Source organism: Trujillonella endophytica, assembly GCF_900110555.1.
Lineage (GTDB): Bacteria > Actinomycetota > Actinomycetes > Mycobacteriales > Geodermatophilaceae > Trujillonella > Trujillonella endophytica.
Genome location: NZ_FOEE01000001.1, coordinates 253,068 through 266,201 on the forward strand (window position 1 = coordinate 253,068; position 13,134 = coordinate 266,201).

The 13,134-nt window shown below is 74.0% G+C and carries 14 protein-coding genes and 1 riboswitch; of the genes, 7 read left to right on the forward strand and 7 right to left on the reverse strand.

The annotated features are described in order from the left end of the window. Nucleotides 1–114: 114 nt before the first annotated feature. Complete coding sequence (locus tag BMY88_RS01235) at nt 115–1,716, forward strand: ABC-F family ATP-binding cassette domain-containing protein (protein WP_091939307.1); 1,602 nt, start codon at nt 115–117, stop codon at nt 1,714–1,716. A 42-nt stretch (nt 1,717–1,758) separates the two neighbouring features. On the opposite strand, the gene BMY88_RS01240 is transcribed toward BMY88_RS01235, so the two are convergent. Beyond that, nucleotides 1,759–2,133: a VOC family protein gene (locus BMY88_RS01240; RefSeq protein ID WP_091939309.1), complete on the reverse strand. Its 375-nt coding sequence runs from the start codon at nt 2,131–2,133 to the stop codon at nt 1,759–1,761. Nucleotides 2,134–2,321: 188 nt separating this feature from the next. Between BMY88_RS01240 and BMY88_RS01245 the strand changes: the two genes are divergently transcribed. The 5 genes from BMY88_RS01245 to BMY88_RS01265 all read left to right on the forward strand — a co-directional run bounded on the left by BMY88_RS01245 (nt 2,322) and on the right by BMY88_RS01265 (nt 6,685). Further along, a complete protein-coding gene (locus BMY88_RS01245) occupies nt 2,322–2,552 on the forward strand; it encodes a helix-turn-helix domain-containing protein (RefSeq protein WP_091939312.1) in 231 nt (76 codons plus the stop codon). After that, on the forward strand, nt 2,549–3,328 hold the full coding sequence (locus tag BMY88_RS01250; protein WP_091939314.1) for an enoyl-CoA hydratase/isomerase family protein: 780 nt from the start codon (nt 2,549–2,551) through the stop codon (nt 3,326–3,328). Before BMY88_RS01245 ends, BMY88_RS01250 begins: the two co-directional genes overlap by 4 nt. A 76-nt stretch (nt 3,329–3,404) precedes the next feature. Continuing rightward, nucleotides 3,405–5,285, forward strand: a complete 1,881-nt coding sequence (locus tag BMY88_RS01255; RefSeq protein ID WP_091939316.1) for an ABC transporter ATP-binding protein — start codon at nt 3,405–3,407, stop codon at nt 5,283–5,285. Nucleotides 5,286–5,327: 42 nt separating this feature from the next. After that, a complete protein-coding gene (locus BMY88_RS01260; RefSeq protein WP_091939317.1) occupies nt 5,328–5,792 on the forward strand; it encodes an SgcJ/EcaC family oxidoreductase in 465 nt (154 codons plus the stop codon). After that, entirely contained in the window at nt 5,789–6,685 is an 897-nt protein-coding gene (locus BMY88_RS01265) for a sulfurtransferase (protein ID WP_244524390.1), read from the forward strand. The genes BMY88_RS01260 and BMY88_RS01265 overlap by 4 nt, the downstream gene beginning before the upstream one ends. Here the strand turns inward: BMY88_RS01265 and BMY88_RS01270 are convergent. Both BMY88_RS01270 and BMY88_RS01275 read right to left on the reverse strand, forming a co-directional pair. Further along, nucleotides 6,669–6,983: a DMT family transporter gene (locus tag BMY88_RS01270; protein ID WP_091939319.1), complete on the reverse strand. Its 315-nt coding sequence runs from the start codon at nt 6,981–6,983 to the stop codon at nt 6,669–6,671. The genes BMY88_RS01265 and BMY88_RS01270 overlap by 17 nt on opposite strands. A gap of 12 nt (nt 6,984–6,995) precedes the next feature. Further along, a riboswitch (guanidine-III (ykkC-III) riboswitch) is annotated at nt 6,996–7,061 on the reverse strand. Between the two features lie 23 nt (nt 7,062–7,084). Continuing rightward, on the reverse strand, nt 7,085–7,834 hold the full coding sequence (locus tag BMY88_RS01275; protein WP_170860907.1) for a DUF427 domain-containing protein: 750 nt from the start codon (nt 7,832–7,834) through the stop codon (nt 7,085–7,087). Nucleotides 7,835–7,881: 47 nt separating this feature from the next. Here BMY88_RS01275 and BMY88_RS01280 point away from each other — a divergent pair, with 47 nt between their 5' ends. Further along, nucleotides 7,882–8,271 carry a hypothetical protein gene (locus BMY88_RS01280; protein ID WP_091939323.1) on the forward strand — a complete coding sequence of 130 codons (390 nt, stop codon included), beginning with the start codon at nt 7,882–7,884 and terminating at the stop codon, nt 8,269–8,271. A 10-nt stretch (nt 8,272–8,281) separates the two neighbouring features. On the opposite strand, the gene BMY88_RS01285 is transcribed toward BMY88_RS01280, so the two are convergent. Genes BMY88_RS01285 through BMY88_RS01300 form a run of 4 tightly spaced genes read right to left on the reverse strand, consistent with a single transcriptional unit; the run spans nt 8,282 to nt 13,126 of the window. Continuing rightward, nucleotides 8,282–8,800: a hypothetical protein gene (locus tag BMY88_RS01285; protein WP_139220371.1), complete on the reverse strand. Its 519-nt coding sequence runs from the start codon at nt 8,798–8,800 to the stop codon at nt 8,282–8,284. 36 nt (nt 8,801–8,836) lie between these two features. Beyond that, the gene (locus BMY88_RS01290) at nt 8,837–9,538 is read right to left on the reverse strand and encodes a sirohydrochlorin chelatase (protein WP_091939327.1); all 702 of its coding nucleotides are present in this window, start codon (nt 9,536–9,538) and stop codon (nt 8,837–8,839) included. Further along, nucleotides 9,535–10,290, reverse strand: a complete 756-nt coding sequence (locus tag BMY88_RS01295) for an SDR family oxidoreductase (RefSeq protein WP_091939329.1) — start codon at nt 10,288–10,290, stop codon at nt 9,535–9,537. Before BMY88_RS01295 ends, BMY88_RS01290 begins: the two co-directional genes overlap by 4 nt. Before the next feature lie 7 nt (nt 10,291–10,297). Then, the gene (locus BMY88_RS01300) at nt 10,298–13,126 is read right to left on the reverse strand and encodes an aconitate hydratase (RefSeq protein WP_091939330.1); all 2,829 of its coding nucleotides are present in this window, start codon (nt 13,124–13,126) and stop codon (nt 10,298–10,300) included. Between the last annotated feature and the right edge of the window lie 8 nt (nt 13,127–13,134).

Below are 13,134 nucleotides of genomic sequence, written 5' to 3' on the forward strand. Positions count from 1 at the left end.
TCGGCCCGCCCGCCGCGCGGGTCACGGCTCACCCGTCTGTGGACGGCGAAGTGAAGTCGATGTCACCGCCGCTGCGGGGGAGGGAACCGCCGGGGAGCGCCTACCCTGGGATCAGTGATAACGACGACCGGCCTGGAGCTGCGCGCCGGCGCCCGCATCCTCATCAGCGGCGCAGACCTTCGGGTGCAGCCCGGCGACCGGATCGGCCTCGTCGGGCGCAACGGCGCCGGCAAGACCACCACCCTCACCACGCTGGCCGGTGAGCGCGTGCCGCACGCCGGCAAGGTCGACGTCAGCGGCGAGCTCGGGTACCTGCCGCAGGACCCGCGCAGCGGCGACCTCGACATCACCGCCAGCGACCGCGTGCTCTCCGGCCGCGGGCTCGACGTCCTCAAGGCGCAGCTCACCAAGGCGCAGATCGCCATGGCCGAGCCGGCCGACGACGCCGAGCAGGACAAGGCCGTCCGCCGGTACGGGCGCCTCGAGGACCAGTTCGCCGCGATGGGCGGGTACGCCGCGGAGAGCGACGCCGCCCGCATCTGCACGAACCTGGGCCTGCCCGACCGGGTGCTCGCCCAGCCGCTGCGCACCCTCTCCGGCGGCCAGCGCCGCCGCGTCGAGCTCGCCCGCATCCTGTTCTCCGACGCCGACACGCTGCTGCTCGACGAGCCGACCAACCACCTCGACGCCGACTCCATCGTCTGGCTCAAGGGCTTTCTCGCGAGCCACCGCAGCGGCCTGGTCGTCATCAGCCACGACGTCGAGTTGCTCGAGGCCGTCGTCAACAAGGTCTGGCACCTGGACGCCAACCGCGCGACGGTCGACGTCTACAACCTCGGCTGGAAGCGGTACCTGGATGCCCGGGAGACCGACGAGCGGCGGCGCAAGGCCGAGCGGGCCAACGCCGAGAAGAAGATCGGCGAGCTGACCGCGCAGGCGGACAAGATGCGCGCCAAGGCCACCAAGGCCAAGGCGGCGCAGAGCATGGACAAGCGCGCCCAGCGCCTCGCCGCCGGCCTCGACGCGGTGCGGGTGCAGGACCGGGTGGCCAAGCTGCGCTTCCCGACGCCCGCGGCGTGCGGCCGGACCCCGCTGACCGCCGAGCACCTGAGCAAGAGCTACGGGTCGCTGGAGATCTTCACCGGCGTCGACCTCGCGATCGACCGCGGGACCCGCGTCGTCGTGCTGGGCTTCAACGGCGCGGGCAAGACCACCCTGCTGCGGATGCTGGCCGGCACCGAGACGCCCGACACCGGCGAGGTGAAGGCCGGGCACGGCCTGCGGATCGGGTACTACGCGCAGGAGCACGAGACGATCGACATGGACCGCACCCTGCTCGAGGTGATGCGGTCGTCGGCGCCGGACTCCACCGACACGGAGCTGCGCCGGATCCTCGGCGCGTTCCTGTTCTCCGGCGAGACCGTCGACCAGCGCGCCGGCACCCTCTCCGGCGGCGAGCGGACCCGGCTGGCGATGGCCACCCTGGTCGTCTCCGGCGCGAACGTGCTGCTGCTCGACGAGCCCACCAACAACCTGGACCCGGCCAGCCGGGAGCAGGTGCTCGACGCGCTGCGCACCTACGCCGGGGCGATCGTGCTGGTCACGCACGACGAGGGCGCCGTCCGCGCGCTCAACCCCGACAAGGTGATCATCCTGCCCGACGGCACGGAGGACACCTGGAGCGAGGAGCTCGCGGACCTGGTCTCGCTGGCCTGAGCGGGGTGCGAGAGCGCGGGAGGCCTGCGCCCGGGCACGTCGTCAGGCTTCGGACCAGGCGCCGAGCTCGTTGCCGCTCGGGTCGGTGAAGTGGAAGCGGCGGCCGCCGGGGAAGGCGTAGGGGCCGTCGGTGACCCGCCCGCCGGCGCGCTCGACCGCGGCCACCGTCGCGTCCAGGTCCGCGGAGAAGAGCAGCACCAGCGGGCTCTTCCCCGGTCGCACGGCGTCGTCCTGCCGGAGGCCGCCGACCTCCTCCGGGCCGCCGGCCGGCCCGCGGATGCCGGCGTAGCCGGGCCCGTAGTCGGTGAACCGCCAGCCGAACGCCTCGGCGTGGAACCGCTTCGCACGCTCCAGGTCGGTCACCGTCAGCTCGACGTAGTCGATGGTGTGGTGGCGGGGGGAGGGGGTTCCGGTCATGCGCGCCATCGTGTCCCCGGGGTGGGACAGAACCGGCGCCCGGTGCGCGGCGGGGCCTCGCCGCGCGCGCGGGGAGCGGCTGGGTGATCATGTGTCGCGGGATGCCGTGGTCACCGGGACGGCGGCGCCAAGGGGACGAGCAGCGGTCCCGACCGGGCAGGCCGGACGGCTGCTGACGGAGGGGACTCATGGCCGACACGAGCACGGCGGACCTCGGCAAGGGCAAGCGCATCACCGGCGGGGACCGCACGTCCCTGGCCGACGAGCTGCGCAAGCGGTACGACGGGGGCGAGAGCATCCGGTCGCTGGCGACGTCGACGAACCGCTCGTACGGGTTCGTCCACCGGCTCCTGTCGGAGTCGGGTGCGAGCCTGCGCAGCCGTGGGGGAGCGAACCGCAACAGCAAGAAGGAGGCGTGAGCCCGGCGCCCGACGGCTGGGTGCGGACGGCGCGCGAGGGCGCCGTCCTCACCGTCACGCTCGACCGCCCCGACCAGCTCAACGCCCAGACACCGGCGACCTGGGCGGCCCTGGCCGCCGTGGGGGCGTCGCTGGACGACGACGTGCGGGTCGTGGTGCTGCGCGGGGAGGGCCGGTCGTTCTCGGCCGGCCTGGACCGCAGCCTCTTCGGCGCCGACCCCTCGACGCCCGGCGGGCTGGGCGAGCTGGGCCGGATGCCCCCCGAGCAGGCCCAGGAGCGGATCCGCTCCTACCAGGGTGGGTTCCGCTGGCTGCGCTCCCCGGGGATCGTCTCCATCGCCGCGGTCCAGGGGCACGCGATCGGCGCCGGGGCCCAGCTCGCGCTGGCCTGCGACCTGCGGGTGCTGACCGACGACGCCAGCCTCCGGCTGCCCGAGGTGACGCTGGGCCTGGTCCCGGACCTCACCGGCACCAGCACGCTGGCGGAGCTCGTCGGGTACTCGCGGGCGCTGGAGATCTGCCTGACCGGGCGCCCGGTCCCGGCCGCCGAGGCGCTGGCGCTGGGGATGGCCAACGCGGTGGTGCCCCCCGAGGGGCTCGACGCCGCGGTGGCCCAGCTGGTGGCGGCGCTGACCGCGCACCCGGTCGGGGCGGTCCGCGAGACCGCGGCGCTGGTGCGCTCCGCCGTCCGCAACGACCCGGCCGCCCAGGACGCGGCCGAGCGGGCCGCGCAGTCCCGCCGGCTGGCCGAACTGGCGTCGTTCGCCGAGGGCTGACGGCGGCGGCGGAATCCCCGGTCCCCGGACATGGTTGCCGGGTACCGAGAGAAGAGGAGGTCCGGCCCTGAACAACATGACCTCCATGGCGGCGATGCGCTCGTTCCGCCGCGATCCGTCGGTCACCGCGCGGGAGCTGCCCAAGGGCACCGTCCGCCGGGTGCTGGGGATCGCCCGGCCCTACCGGCGTGAGCTGTCCTGGTTCCTGGTGCTGGTGGTCGGCTCGTCGCTGATCGGCGTGATCACCCCGCTGCTGGCCGGCGACATCATCAACCGGATCGCCTCGCTGCAGGGCAGCGCCGGCGACATCGTCCGGATCGCGCTGGTCATCGCCGGTCTGGCGGTCGTCGACGCCGCGATCGCCCTCGGCAACCGCTGGTACTCCTCGCGGATCGGCGAGGGCGTCATCTACGACCTGCGCTCGCAGGTCTTCGAGCACGTGCAGCGGATGCCTGTCGCGTTCTTCACCCGCACCCAGACCGGCGCGCTGGTCAGCCGGGTCAACAACGACGTCATCGGCGCCCAGCAGGCCTTCACCTCGACGCTGTCGGGGGTGGTCTCCAACGTCATCGGGCTGGTGCTCACCGCCGGCGTGATGTTCAGCCTCTCCTGGCAGATCACGCTGCTGTCGCTGGTCATGGTGCCGCTGTTCGTGCTGCCGGCGCGGCGGATCGGCAAGCGCCTGCAGGAGATCACCCGGGAGTCCTACGCGCTGAACGCGTCGATGAACGCGACGATGACCGAGCGCTTCAACGTCGCCGGCGCGCTCCTGGTCAAGCTCTTCGGCCGCCCGGCGGTCGAGGCGGAGGCCTTCCGCGGCCGCGCCGCCCGCGTCCGCGACATCGGCGTCCTGTCGGCGATGTACGGCCGCACCTTCTTCACCGCGCTGACCCTGGTGGCCGCCCTCGCCACCGCCCTGGTCTACGGGCTGGGCGGGACGCTGGCCTTCAACGGCTCGCTGAGCCCCGGCGACGTCGTCGCCCTGGCCCTGCTGCTGTCGCGGCTGTACGGCCCGCTGACGGCGCTGTCCAACGTCCGGGTCGACGTCATGAGCGCGATGGTCAGTTTCGACCGGGTCTTCGAGGTGCTCGACCTGCCGCCGATGATCCGCGAGGCGCCCGACGCCGTCCCGATCCCGGACGGCGACCGGTCGATCGAGTTCGAGTCGGTGTCCTTCAGCTACCCCGCCGCCTCCGACGTGTCGCTGCCCTCGCTGGAGGAGGTGTCGCTGCCCGAGCACGGCGGGCCGACGGCGGTGCTGCACGACGTCTCGTTCCGCGTCGAGCCCGGCCGGCTCGTGGCGCTCGTGGGCCACTCCGGCGCCGGCAAGTCCACGATCGCCAACCTCGTGCCGCGGTTGTACGACGTCACCGGCGGGACGATCCGCGTCGGCGGGGTCGACGTCCGGCAGGCGACCCTGGCGTCGCTGCGCGACACGATCGGCGTGGTCAGCCAGGACGCCCACCTGTTCCACGACACGATCCGGGCCAACCTGCTCTACGCCCGGCCGGACGCGACCGACGAGCAGTTGTGGGCCGCGCTGACCGGGGCCCGGATCGCGGCGCTGGTCGGGTCGCTCCCCGACGGGCTGGACACGGTGGTCGGCGACCGCGGTTACCGGCTCTCCGGCGGGGAGAAGCAGCGGCTGGCCATCGCCCGGGTGCTGCTCAAGGCGCCCGCGGTCGTCATCCTCGACGAGGCGACCGCGCACCTGGACAGCGAGTCGGAGGTGGCCGTGCAGCACGCGCTGGACACCGCGCTCGCGGGTCGGACGTCGCTGGTGATCGCGCACCGGCTGTCCACGATCCGCAGCGCCGACCAGATCCTCGTGGTCGACGACGGTCGCATCGTGGAGTCGGGCACGCACACCGAGTTGCTGGCGCTCGGGGGGCGGTACTCCGAGCTCTACCGGACCCAGTTCGCCGACGGCGAGCGTCGGACGGTCCCCGCCGCCTGACCACTACCGTTCCTCCTGTCCCATCAGACCCAGGGGGAACCGTTGACTTCAGCTCATCCGCAGGACGCGCAGATCCGCGCCCTGTACTCCGCGTTCCTCGAGGCGTGGAACCGGCGCAGCGGCGCGGCGGTCGCGTCCACCTTCGCCGACGACGGGGACATCGTCGGCTACGACGGCACGCACACCAGCGGGCGGCTGTCGATCGCCTCGGAGTTGCGCCGCGTGTTCGGCAGCCATCCGACGGCGACCTACGTCGGGCTGGTCCGGTCGGTGCGCCAGATCGCGCCGGGCGTCGCCGTCCTGCTCGCCCACGCCGGCGTGATCCCGCCCGGCGAGGAGGACCTGGACCCGGTGCTGCACTGCCAGCAGACGCTCGTCGCCGTGGAGGAGGGGCCCGATCGCTGGAAGATCTCGCTCTTCCAGATCACCCCCGTCGCCTTCGCCGGCAAGCCCGCGGCGCGCGAGGCGCTCACCACGGAGCTGCGCGGCCTGCTCGCCGTCCGGTGAGCGGTCCGGGAGGCGGCGGTCCGGGAGGCGGCCCGGCGGCCCGGGACGACGTCCTGGTCGGCGCGGTCGCACTGCTGGCCGACACCGGCCGGGTGGTGCTCCTCGACGTCCGCTGGGCCCTCGGTGACGACCGGGGACGGGAGCGGTACATCGAGGGGCACCTGCCCGCGGCCGTCTTCGTCGACCTGGACGCCGAGCTGGCCGCCCCGCCCGCGCCGGGCGCCGGGCGGCATCCTCTGCCGTCGTTACAGCGACTGCAGTCCGCGGCCCGCCGCTGGGGCGTCCGCGACGGCGACCGGATCGTGGTCTACGACGACACCGGCGGGCTGGCGGCGGCCCGCGCCTGGTGGCTGCTGCGCTGGGGCGGGCAGGCCGACGTGCGGCTGCTGGACGGCGGGCTCGCGGCCTGGCGGGCGGCCGGCGGTCCGATCGAGGCCGGCGACGTCGTCCCCCCGCCCGGCGACGTGACGCTGCCCGGCGGCGGGATGCCCACGGTGACGGCCGACGAGGCCGCCGCCCTGCCGCGGGGCGGCGGGGTGCTGCTCGACGCCCGCGCCGCCGAGCGGTACCACGGCGAGGTGGAGCCGGTCGACCCGCGGGCCGGTCACGTGCCCGGTGCCCGGAGTGCTCCGACGACGGCCAACCTCGCGCCCGACGGCACGTTCCTTCCGGTCGCTGTACTCCGCGAGCGGTTCGCCGCGCTGGGCGCGGTCCCCGGGGCCGAGGTCGGGGTCTACTGCGGGTCGGGGGTCACCGCGGCCCACGAGGTGGCGGCGCTCGCCGCGGCCGGCGTCGAGGCGGCCCTGTGGCCCGGGTCGTGGTCGCAATGGTCGGCGGACCCCGACCGGCCGGCCGCGGTCGGCGCCGACCCGAGGATCAGTGCAGCGCCTTGAGCCCGATCACGCAGCCCACGATGCCCGCCACCAGCAGCAGCCGCAGCGCGCTGACCGGCTCTGCGCCGGTGACCATGCCGATCAGCACCGTCAGCGCGGCGCCGATGCCGACCCAGACCGCGTAGGCGGTGCCGGTCGGCAGCTCGCGCAGCGCGTAGGCCAGCCCGGCCATGCTGGCCGCGAGCGCGACGACGAAGACCACCGACGGGCCCAGCCGGGAGAGGCCGGCGGAGCGGCCGAGGGCGGTGGCCCACACCGACTCCAGGACGCCGGACAGGACGAGCATGAGCCAGGACACGACAGCCTCCACGGGTCGCCGTCTTGTCGCTGTCCGGGTACGGCGCCGCTCGTCCGGGGAGCCGTCGAGGCTCACCCCCATGGTCCCACGCCCGCCGCGGGTCAGGCGGAGAAGTGGGTCACCGGCCGCTCCTGCGCGACGCCGTCGAGCACCACGTCGACCTTCTCGTCGTAGAAGGCGACCAGACCGGCGATCGGCAGCACCGCCGCGGCCGGGAAGTCGTAGCTCCAGGCGATGTCGGCCGGGCCGCCGGGCACCGACCAGTAGCCGGTCGTCCGCCCCTTGTACGGGCACTCCGTGCGGGTGTCGCTGGGCACGAGGTGCTCGAACCGGACGTCGGGGCGCGGCAGGTAGAACCGCGGGGGCAGGCCGGTCTCGAACAGCACCACGGGGGACGACGACTCGGCGAGCACCACCCCGCCCGACTCGATGCGGACCCGGCGCTGCGACCGCAGCGCGTCGACCCGGGAGTACGGGTTGCGGGGGTGGACGAAGACCTCCTCGTCCTCCTCGAACCACGCATCCAGGGCCGACCACTCGACGCGCAGGTGGCCGGCGAGGGGGCCGTCCGCGTAGCACCACCCCGCGGCCGGCCGCTCGACGTCGCCGGCGCGCAGGCCGTACCGCCGGGCGCGACCCAGCGGCCGGTCCTCGTCGAGGCCCTCGTCGACGAGGACGTCCGGATCGACGTCGGCGAGCGGGACGTGGAACTGCGGATAGGGCGGCCATTCCCAGCCGTACCGGGCACGCGTGGTGTCGAGGACGACCCGGCCGGCCAGCACCGCACGCACGCGCCGCGGCACAGGCTCGACGGAGCCGACGGGGACGATCGACTGCGGGTAGGCCGGCATGGGCCCGATCCTCGGCGCCCGGGCTGTCTGGTGGCTAGCCTCCCCGCGTGCCCACCTCCCCGGAGCGCTTCCCGGCCGCCTGCGGACCGGCCCTGGCCGACCTGGAACGGACCCGCCCCGGTGCGGTGCGGGTGACGTGGCAGGACGGCCCGGAACCGCTTCTGTGGCTGCAGGACGAGGCGACGCCGAGCGCCGTCGGGGTCTGGGTCACCGGCATCGCCGGCTCCCCGGAGGAGGTGCGCGAGCTGACCGAGCGGGTCCAGGACGCGGCCGTCGACCTGCTGTGGGGTGCCTGGCCGGAGTGTCCGGACCACGAGGGCGGCCACCCGCTGGCCGCCGAGGTGCACGACGGCGCGGTGGCCTGGGCGTGTCCGCGCACCGGCCGGGTGGTGGCGCCGGTCGGCGAGCTGCCGCCGCCGGGAGGGTTCAGCGCCTGAGTCGCCGCCGTCAGGCGTTGTCGCAGTTCTCGTCGATCCAGTCGCCGACCCGCGTGAACGCCGGGCCGACCGTCATCTCGGCGTCGGAGATGATGTCCAGCGCCTGCTGCTCGGCGTCCGGGGCGGCCGGGTCGATCGCGGCCACGGTGTCCCGCAGGCGCACGAAGCCGTCCCGCGACTCCGCCCAGTCGTCGGCGATCTCCTCGGGGGGCTCGAGCGCGTCGAACGCGTCCACGGCCTGCTGCAGCGCGGCGACCAGCCCGTCCACGCCCATGCCCTCGGCGGCGTCGAAAGCCTCGTCCACCTCGCCGAAGACCTCCTCGCCCTCGGTGCAGAACTCCTCGTACTCGCCCCCGCCGGACGGCGAGCTGGACGTCGAGGACGAGCTGGAGGAGGAGCTCGAGGAACTGGACGAGCTCGAGGCGCTGCTCCCCGGGCTGGCGGTGCCGTCGACCTCCTCGCTGCAGGCGGTCAGCACGAGGCCGGTGGCGAGGACGGCGGGCACGAGGATCCGGGTCGGGAGGCGCACCACCTCACGCTATCCAGCCGCGCGGGTCGCCGCCCGTCATCCCCGGGCGGCGTCGTAGCGGTCCAGCAGGACGGCGGCGATCCGCGCGTCGGGCAGCAGGGGAGCGGTGACGGCGTCGGCGCCCGCACCGGCCAGCTTGTCCGCGAAGTGCCCGGGCGCCAGCAGGTAGGCGGCGACGACGACCCGCGCGGCGCCCGCCCGCCGGGCGTCCGAGACCGCGTCGGCCACCGGGGGGCGGGCGGCCGAGCCGTAGCCGGTGGTGACGGGGCCGGCCCAGGAACGCTGGAGAAGGGCGGCGGTGTCCTCGACGTCGGCGACCGATCGCGGATCGCTGGACCCGGCGGCGGCGAGCACGACCGCGGTGCGGGGATCACGGGGGTCGGCGCCGGCCTGCAGCAGGCGGTCGGCCAGCACCTCGACCAGCCGCGGATCGGGCCCCAGCGCGCGGGTCGCCACGACGCCGTCGGCCGCGGCGACGGCGTCGGCGATGTCGACGTGCACGTGGTAGCCGCCGGACAGCAGCAGCGGGACGACGACGGCGGCCCGGCCCGCGGCGGCCAGCCCGGCGACGACGTCGGCCACCGTCGGCGGCTGGACGTCGACGAACGCCGCGGTGGTGTCCAGTCCCGGCCGGAGTTCCCGCGCGGCGAGCGCGAGCTCCGCGACCAGGCGCCGGCCGGCGGGGCTGCGGGTGCCGTGCGCGCAGGCGACGAGGACGGGCGGGCGGGTCGCCGTCACAGCGACCGGGTGACGCCGCCGTCCACGGCGACCATCGTGCCCGTGACGTAGGAGGCGGCGGGGGAGAGCAGGAAGGCGGCCACCCGGCCGAACTCCTCGGGCCGGCCGACGCGGCGCAGGGGGATGCCGGACTCGGTACGGGCGCGCATCGCGGCGGCGTCGCCGGAGGCGGCCTCGATCTCTGCGATCCGGTCGGTGGCGACCGTGCCAGGCAGGAGGCCGACCACGCGGATGCCTCGCGGGCCGAGCTCGTCGGCCAGTGCCTTCGCGGTCATGGCCAGTCCGGGCCGGAGGCCGTTCGAGATCGCCAGGTGCCCGATCGGCTGGCGGACCGAGGTGGAGAGCACGAAGCCGATGCAGGCGCCGTCGGACAGGTGCGGGACGAGGGCCCGCACCAGCCGGAGCGGGCCGAGCAGCACGTTCTCCACGCCGTCCCGCCAGGCGCTCTCGGGCGTCTGCAGGATGGTGCCTGGGGCCGGCCCCCCGACGGAGATCAGCGCGCCGTCGAGCCGGTCGAGCCGCTCCCGCGCCGCAGCGACCAGGCGGTCGGCCGCATCGGCGTCGGCGAGGTCGGCCGGGATGCCGGACGCCGCCGTCCCCAGGGAGGAGACGGCGGCGTCCACGGAGTCGGGGCTGCGGGCGCTGACCAGCACCCGCGCCCCGTCGTCGACCAGGGCCCGGGCGGCCGCGAACCCCAGCCCCCGGCTCGCGCCGGTGAGCAGGTACCCGCGGCCGCCCAGACCCAGGTCCATCAGGCGGTCAGCCCGCGTTGCGCAGCGAGCGCAGCACGTACTGCATGATCCCGCCGTTGCGGTAGTAGTTCGCCTCGCCGGGGGTGTCGATCCGGACGCGGGCCTCGAAGGAGACGTCGCCGGCCGTGACCTGCACCGTGCGCGGGATCCCGCCGTCGTTCAGCGCGGTGATGCCGGTGACGGCGAACTCCTCGTCGCCGGTGAGGCCGAGCGACTCGGGGTTCTGGCCCTCGGGGAACTGCAGCGGCAGCACGCCCATGCCGATGAGGTTGGAGCGGTGGATCCGCTCGTAGCTCTCGGCGATGACCACCTTGACGCCGAGCAGCGCCGTGCCCTTGGCGGCCCAGTCGCGCGAGGAGCCCGAGCCGTACTCCTTGCCGGCCAGCACGACCAGCGGGATGCCGGCGTCGATGTAGGCGCGGGAGGCGTCGTAGATGGACGTCGTCTCGCCGGTCAGGTGGTTCTTCGTGACGCCACCCTCGGTGCCGGGCACCAGCTGGTTGCGCAGCCGGATGTTGGCGAAGGTGCCGCGGATCATGACCTCGTGGTTCCCGCGGCGCGAGCCGTAGGAGTTGAAGTCGCGCCGCTCGACGCCGTGCTCGGACAGGTACTTCCCGGCCGGGCTGTCGGCCTTGATCGAGCCGGCCGGCGAGATGTGGTCGGTCGTCACCGAGTCGCCGAGCACCGCGAGGGTGCGGGCGCCGCTGATGTCCTGCACCGGCGCCGGCTCGGCCGGCATCCCCTCGAAGTACGGGGGACGGCGGACGTAGGTGCTCTGCGCGTCCCAGTCGAAGGTGCGCCCGGTCGGCGTGGGCAGGTTCTGCCACTGCTCGGTGCCGGCGAAGACGTCCTCGTAGCTGCGGCCGAACTGCTCCGCGGAGACGGCCTGGTCGATCGTGCGCTGAACCTCCTGCGGGGAGGGCCAGATGTCGCGCAGGAACACGTCCTGACCGTCCGTGCCCTGACCGAGCGGCTCGGTGGTGATGTCGATGTCCATCGAGCCGGCCAGTGCGTAGGCGATGACCAGGGGCGGCGACGCCAGGTAGTTCATCTTGACGTCGGGGTTGATCCGGCCCTCGAAGTTGCGGTTGCCCGACAGCACCGAGACGACGGCGAGATCGGCCTCGTTGACGGCGGCCGACACCGGCTCCGGCAGCGGGCCGGAGTTGCCGATGCAGGTCGTGCAGCCGTAGCCGACCAGGTAGAAGCCGAGCTTCTCCAGGTACGGGGTCAGCCCCGACTTCTCGTAGTAGTCGGTGACCACCTTCGAGCCGGGCGCCATCGTCGTCTTCACCCAGGGCTTGCTCGTCAGGCCGGCCTCGACGGCCTTCTTGGCGAGCAGTCCCGCGCCGATCATGACCTGCGGGTTGGACGTGTTGGTGCAGGACGTGATCGCCGCGATCACGACGTGGCCGTTGTCCACGACGGTCTCGGTGCCGTCCTCCATGACCACCCGGGTGGGCCGGGAGGGGCGGCCCTTCGCGCCGCCGGCGGTCACGGCGTCGTGCGGCTTGCCCGCCTCGCCGTTGCCGGACGCGAACGGGCTGGCCGGGTCGGACGCGGGGAAGGACTCCTCGACCGACTCGTCGACGCTCGACGTGGCCTCGGCGGCCTGGTCCTCGTCGCCGTCCACGTCGTGCGAGGCGTAGGTCGGCAGCACCTCGCGGAAGGCGGCCTTCGCGTCCGACAGCGAGACCCGGTCCTGCGGCCGCTTGGGGCCGGCGATGGACGGGACGACGGTGGAGAGGTCGAGCTCGAGGTACTCGGAGAACGCGGGCTCGCGCGACGGGTCGTGCCAGAGGCCCTGCTCCTTGGCGTAGGCCTCGACCAGCGCCACCTGTGCGGCGCTGCGGCCGGTCAGCTCCAGGTAGGTGATGGTCTCCTGGTCGATGGGGAACATCGCCGCGGTGGAGCCGAACTCCGGGCTCATGTTGCCGATCGTGGCGCGGTTGGCCAGCGGCACCGCGGTGACGCCCGCGCCGTAGAACTCGACGAACTTCCCGACGACGCCGTGCTGGCGCAGCATCTCGGTGATCGTGAGGACGAGGTCGGTGGCGGTGGCGCCCTCGGGCAGCTCGCCGGTCAGCTTGAAGCCGACGACGCGGGGGATCAGCATCGACACGGGCTGGCCGAGCATCGCGGCCTCGGCCTCGATGCCGCCGACGCCCCAGCCGAGCACGCCCAGGCCGTTGACCATGGTGGTGTGGGAGTCGGTGCCCACGCAGGTGTCGGGGTAGGCGACCGTGCGGTCGCCCTCCTTCCGCGGGAACACCACGCGGGCCAGGTGCTCGATGTTGACCTGGTGGACGATGCCCATGCCCGGGGGGACGACCTTGAAGTCGTCGAACGCGCCCTGGCCCCAGCGGAGGAACTGGTAGCGCTCGCCGTTGCGCTGGTACTCGATCTCGACGTTGCGCTCGAACGAGTCCGGGGTGCCGAAGACGTCGGCGATCACCGAGTGGTCGATGACCAGCTCGGCCGGGGCGAGCGGGTTGATCTTGTCCGGGTCCCCGCCGATCTCGGCCATGGCCTCGCGCATGGTGGCCAGGTCGACGATGCAGGGCACGCCGGTGAAGTCCTGCATGACGACGCGGGCCGGGGTGAACTGGATCTCCTCGCTCGGCTCGGCCGACGGGTCCCAGTTGGCCAGCGTCCGGATGTGGTCGGCGGTGATGTCCGCGCCGTCCTCGGTACGCAGCAGGTTCTCGAGCAGGATCTTGAGGCTGAAGGGCAGCTTCTCGGAGCCCTCCACCGCGTCGAGCCGGTAGATGTCGTAGTCGGTGCCGTCGACGCTCAGCGTCGCCCGTGCCCCGAAGCTGTCCTTGCTGGCTGCCACTTCTTCTG